Annotated in this window: 3 protein-coding genes; all 3 read left to right on the top strand. The window is 68.5% G+C overall.

All coding sequences use genetic code 11. From position 1 onward, the window contains the following. Positions 1 to 329: 329 nt before the first annotated feature. The gene (gene tyrS, locus FVW20_RS05700; protein WP_196608670.1) at positions 330 to 1,529 is read left to right on the top strand and encodes a tyrosine--tRNA ligase; all 1,200 of its coding nucleotides are present in this window, start codon (positions 330 to 332) and stop codon (positions 1,527 to 1,529) included. Positions 1,530 to 1,718: 189 nt separating this feature from the next. Continuing rightward, positions 1,719 to 3,221 carry a calcium-binding protein gene (locus FVW20_RS05695; protein ID WP_196608669.1) on the top strand — a complete coding sequence of 501 codons (1,503 nt, stop codon included), beginning with the start codon at positions 1,719 to 1,721 and terminating at the stop codon, positions 3,219 to 3,221. 320 nt (positions 3,222 to 3,541) lie between these two features. After that, a partial coding sequence (locus tag FVW20_RS05690) for a DUF748 domain-containing protein (protein ID WP_307831380.1) occupies positions 3,542 to 6,058 on the top strand: 2,517 nt, incomplete at its 3' end.

The raw sequence follows: 6,058 nt of genomic DNA, 5'->3' as shown, positions 1-6,058 counted from the left end.
ATGGCGCGGTCCATCCGCGCGTTGCGCGTGGCCTGCCCGGCGGCAGAGGCGTTCGGGACGGACACCGGCACGCCGCAGACACAGGACGCCTGACGGGGAGGGCCTTGCTGACAGGCAGGGCCTTGCTGACGGGCGCGGGGCGGCGGGTCGATAGCAGCGTCCGGCCATCTCCCTTGCCGGGCCGCACCGGCTGCTGCCAGCCGCTGCCGTTTCCCCATCGGCCCGACTTCCCGTCGGCCTCCATCGTCACCCGATCGGTCCCATTCAGGTTGACACCACCCGCCATCTCTGGAAGACCGTCCCGATACCATGCAGAGGGGTTGCAGACCATGATCGACATCGACACCCAGTTGGAACGCATCAAACGCGGCATGGCCGAGCTCATCGACGAGGCCGAACTGCGCAAGAAGATCGCGCGCGGCGCGCCGCTGCGCATCAAGGCGGGCTTCGACCCCACCGCGCCGGACCTGCACCTGGGCCACACGGTGCTCATCCACAAGCTGCGCCATTTCCAGGAGCTTGGCCACACCGTCATCTTTCTGATCGGCGATTTCACGGGGCAGATCGGCGACCCTTCGGGCCGCTCGGACACCCGTCCGCCGCTGACGCCGGAACAGATCATGGAAAACGCCGAGACCTACAAGAAACAGGTCTTCAAGATACTGGATCCGGAAAAGACCGAGGTGGATTTCAACTCGCGCTGGATGAACGCCTTTTCCGCCGCGGACTTCGTGCGCCTGGCCTCGCGCTACACCGTGGCCCGCATGCTGGAGCGCGACGACTTCGAAAAGCGCTACCGCGAGGGGCGGCCCATCGCCATCCACGAATTCCTGTACCCGCTGGTGCAGGGGTACGATTCCGTGGCCCTGCGCGCCGACGTGGAACTGGGCGGCACCGACCAGAAATTCAACCTGCTCGTGGGGCGCACCCTGCAATCCCAGTACGGGCAGGAGCCGCAGTGCATCCTTACCGTGCCCCTGCTTGAAGGGCTGGACGGCGTGAAGAAGATGTCGAAATCCCTCGGCAACTACGTGGGCATCGACGAGCCGCCGTCCGACATGTTCGGCAAGATCATGTCCGTGTCCGACGACCTCATGTGGCGGTACTACGAACTCATCTCCGCCCGCTCGCTGGACGACATAGCGGACATGAAGCGCCGCGTGGAAACTGGCGAGGCGCACCCCAAGGCCGTGAAGGAAGACCTGGCCTTCGAGATCACCGCCCGCTACCATGGCGACGACAAGGCCGCCGAGGCCCGGCAGGGCTTCAACGCCGTGTTCGCGGGCGGCGGCGTGCCGGATGATGCGCCCGAACACACCTGTGCCCGGGGCGAGGACAGCACCCCGCCGGTGTTCCTGGAAGCGGCGGGGCTGGTCAAGTCGCGCGGCGAGGCCAAGCGGCTGGTCAAGGAAGGCGCCCTGTCCGTGGACGGCGTGCGCTGCGATGACGCCATGGCTCCGCTGGCCCCCGGCAGCTACGTGATCAAGCTGGGCAAGAAGCGCTTCCTGCGCCTGACCGTGACGGGGTAGCCCCGGCCCGCATCGGCGAGTTTGCTGTCACACCGCAATACATCGCGTTTACAGACATTCGCATGGCATCCTCACGCCGCTCCGGTTCGCCGGGGCGGCGTTTTTCTGTTTCTTGGCGCCTTGTGTGTAAAGATGTGTAAAGGGATGCCGATATGACCTTGTGACGGCAACCAGTCACGGGGTGACGCCATGATCCTTTCCCCCATCTCCGGCTACCTGCTGCGCGAATCGCAGGAAAGACAGCAGGAGGCCCGCCGCGCCCGGTACGGCACCGGGCCGGTAAGCCTGCGCGGCAGCCTGACCGATGCCTACGATACCGTGTCCACTCGCACGCCCGACGTGGTGTTCGAGTTCGGCGATGTTTCGCGTGCGCGCCAGAATCAGGACGACGCCTACGATTATCTTCTGGCCGGGGGCGATGTGCTGCAAGGGGGCAAACCCATCACGCACGTGACGAAATCCGGCTTGCTGGTTGAGGTGGGGCCCACGATCGTTCGAGGTCAGGACGGCAGCACGGCCATGGGATGGGCCGTATCGTTCAGCCGCAATGGTGAACTGGTGGGGGGCGACCTCATCCGGAGGGACACCCGGGTGGTGGAAAATGCCGACGGCACGGTGAGCCTGGAGGCGGCACCCGACGGCGAAACCCTGGACGGCACCGAGGAGGGCGACTTCTTCATCCGGCTGAGTGACCGGCAGGTGCGCGCGGGTGGCGGTGACGACGTGGTCATCTCGCTGGGCGGCAGCGGCGGGGTGGACGGCGGCACCGGTAACGATGCCATTCTGGGCATGTTTCGGGGCGTGGCCGCCGAAGGCCCCGAAGGGCTGGCCCGGCTTGACGGGGGAGAGGGCGACGACCTGATCCGTGCCGACAACGGCGTGCACGTGGCGCTGGTTGGCGGCACCGGCAACGACACCCTGGATGGCGCCGTGGCCCATGCGCTGGTGCGCGGCGGCGAGGGCGACGACACGCTGAAGGGTGAGGCGCACTATGCGGTCATGGACGGGGAGGACGGCAACGACCGCTACGAAATGGACCTGGCCGCCTGGTCGCAGGTGGCGGGCGGCAACGGCGACGACGCGCTGACCGGCACGTTCCTGCGTTCCGACATGACGGGTGGCGAAGGGGACGACACCTTTGATGGCCGGTTCCAGGTTGCCGATCTTCTGGGCGAGTCGGGGGATGATACCTTTCGGGGGATGTACGAGCGCGGCAGGGCGGACGGCGGCGAGGGCGACGACACCTTTGCCGCTGAAGCTGCGCATACCACGGAGTTTGCGGGCGGGGTGGGAGACGACACCCTGCGCTCCCTGACCTCGTTCTTCGCCAGCTATGACGGCGGCGAGGGAGACGACGTGGTGGAACTGGGGCGCAGGCGGCGGCTCAGTCCATCGGGCGACTACGTGCCGGGTGGCCTGTCGCACGTGGGCTGGAAGGTGGAGGGCCTTGCGGGCGACTACTACGCCGAAGGCGACCTGGCCCACAACACGGTGCGCGGCGGCGAGGGCGCGGACGACCTGACCGTGTACGGGGCGCCGGACGACCGGCGCGGGCTGGATGATCCCGCGCGGGTCAGCGGAGGCAAGGGGCGCGACGTGGTGGCCATCTACGGGGCCATGCAGCGGTTGGGGCAGCTGTACGGAGAAGAGGAAGACGGAGAAATGGGGGTCTTGCTGCTGCCGTATGTGTAGCGTCGGACAGGATGCCTGTCCTGCGGCGCTGCCTGGAACAGTGTTTCCGGCGGCGTTTTTTTGCGTCCGCTGCCCACTCCGGCTGGATCGCATGGCCTGCGGCATGCGTGTTGGGCGCGCGGCGGAGCCGACGCGCCTCCACGGGGTATCCGCCAAGAGGGCAGGCGGGTAGGGTTGTCCCGCGTTGTGGCGCACACCCCTTCTCATGAAAGCGCAACTGCTCTATGGTGCTGGCAGGATCAGCAATCCGGAAGCATGGAGCAAGTATGAGCGCGAAGCCGGGAAAGAATGTGTCTGGGTGGTCGCCGGCGGCCATTGCAGTGCGTGGGAAAGCGTTGTGGGCCTTGCGGCGGGTGCGCCGCTGGACGTACACCGTTGCCGCCATCGTCGCGGCCTGGGGCGTGCTGGCCGGGCTGGCCATGCCTCCGCTGTTGCGCGGCGTGCTGGAAGACCAGTTGTCCGACAAGCTGCAGGTGCGCTGCACCGTGGAAAAGGTGCGCTTCAACCCGTATTCGTGGGCGCTGTCCATCCAGGGCGTGCGCGTGCCCAACCCCACCGGCGACGGCGACATGCTGACCTTCGACGCGCTGGAATTCTCGCCCGGGCTTTCCGCCGCCTTGCGCCTTGCCCCGGTGCTGGCCTACGTGCGGCTGGTGAACCCGGTGGTGTACGTGGCCCACTTCGGCGACGGGCGCTACTCCTTCTCGGAGTTCATCCCGCCGGAGGGAGAAGGCGGCGGGAAACAGGAGAGCGCCGACCGATCGGACGGCGCGGACAAGCCCCTGTTCCCCTTCGCGGCCAGCAATTTCGAGGTGGTGAACGGCACGGTGATCTTCCACGACGCGCCGCAGAAGACCATCCACACCATCACGGAATTGCAGTTCGTGGTGCCGTTTACCTCCACCATGCAGCGCGACCGCGAGCGGATCATCACCCCCAGCCTCAACGCCACAGTGGACGGCAGGGCGCTGAACGTGCAGGGGCGGCTGCTGCCCTTTGCCGAGCACCTGCGCACGGAGTTCGACGTGGTCACCGACGAGGTGGACCTGACCCAGTACCGCGAATATCTGGCCGCGTTCACGCCGCTGCGCCTGGAATCGGGGCGGCTGGGCGTGAACCTGAAGCTGGTGGTGGAACAGCCCGCCGCGCACGACGTGGAGTTCGGGCTGGCGGGGTCCGTGACCCTGAACGACCTGCGGGTGAACGCCCCCGACGGCAAGGAGCCGGTGCTGGGGCTGACCTCCGGCGTGGTGGAGGTGGAGGAATTTTCGTTGCTGGACCGGCACGTGGACGTGCGCCGGGTGGATCTGGACGGGCTGCTGGCGCGGGTGGGGCGGCTGGCCGACGGCAGCATCGACTGGCTGGGCTTCGTGGCCCCGGCAGGCGGGAAGCGCCAGGCGCCGGTTCAGGCGAAGCAGGGCCAGGAAAAACAGGGACTGGCCGGAAGGGCAGCCGGAACGCAGGCCGGGCCGCAGAACGGAACGATGGCCGCCAGCGCCCCCGTTGCAGTCAACGGGGCCAATGGAATTGGCGGGGCAGGCGGCCAGACTGCCAAGGCTCCGGCGTCGGCCCCAACTCCTGCCAAGGAGCCGGCGGACCAGCCGCCCTTTGTGGTCAACGTGCGCACCCTGGGGCTGCGCGATGCCACGGTGGTCTGGAAGGACGCATCCGTGCCCGGCGGCGCGGTGGTGCGCCTGAGCGGCCTTGATGCCACCCTGACCGATTTCGCCACGCCCGGCGGCAAGCAGCAACCCAAGGGCGGCGGGGCGTTCACCGCATCGCTGCGCATGGACGACGGCACCGGCAAGGCGGGTGCGCCCGGAAAGGCCGGAGAATCCGCCAAGAACGGCGCAGGCATCCTGAAGGCCGAGGGCACGCTGACCCTGGAACCGCTGGGCGTGGCCCTGCGGCTGGACGCCCGCGATTTGCCCCTGCTGCCGGTACGCGGCTACGTGGCCCAGGCCCTGCCCCTGTCGCTGGACGCAGGAACGGCGGGCGTGCAGGGCGAGATCGACCTTTCGCTGGCCGGACCCGATGCCCCCGGTCTGATGGTACGCAAGGGCGCGGCACAGGTTTCGGGGCTGGTTCTGTCACTGGCCGGGCAGAAACAGCCGTCGGTGAACCTTGGCAGGCTGGATGTGGCCGACACCAGTGTGGACCTTGCGGCGCGCAGCGTGGCCGTGGGGCCTGTGACGCTGACGAAACCCGACGTGCGGGTGGTGCGCGGCAAGGACGGCGCCATCGACCTTGCCGCGCTGGCGGGCGGTCCGGCCACGGCAGAGCCCGCCAGGGCCCAGATCGGCAAGGCCACGCCGACAGGGACACAGCCGGCAGGAGCCCGCTCCGTGCGGGGCAAGGGGCAGGAGCGCCCGACGGCGCGAGGGACTTCGCGCACAGCGCCGCAGAAGTCCGCCGCCGCGCCGGAGGGACCGGAGTGGCAGGTGTCCGTGGCCGCGCTGCGTATGGACGAGGGCCGCGTGACCTTCGAGGACCGGCAGCCCAAGGATGCGGGCGTACTCGCTCTGGAAGGGATGCGTCTGGTCACCGGTCCGCTGTCGCTGCAGCGCGGCGCGCCGCTGGACGTGGATTTCGGGGCGCGCTGGCAGAAGCAGGGCACCATCGGCATCAAGGCCAAGGGCACGGCGCAGCCGCTGCACATGACCGTGGACAGCAAACTGGCCAAGGTGGACCTGCGCCCGCTGGACCCGTATCTGGGTGAGGTGACCGACCTGCTGTTCGGCAGTGGCGAGGTGTCGTCGGAACTCAGGGTGGCCCTGCGCGAGCAGGCCGCCCCGGCGGCTCCGGCGGGCAGGGCGCGTCCGCGCCCGCAGGCGGGA

The sequence above is a fragment of the Nitratidesulfovibrio oxamicus genome, from assembly GCF_015731765.1.
Lineage (GTDB): Bacteria > Desulfobacterota > Desulfovibrionia > Desulfovibrionales > Desulfovibrionaceae > Cupidesulfovibrio > Cupidesulfovibrio oxamicus.
The sequence above is the reverse complement of the archived record's forward strand: the minus strand, read 5'-3'. Positions and strand labels throughout refer to the sequence as shown.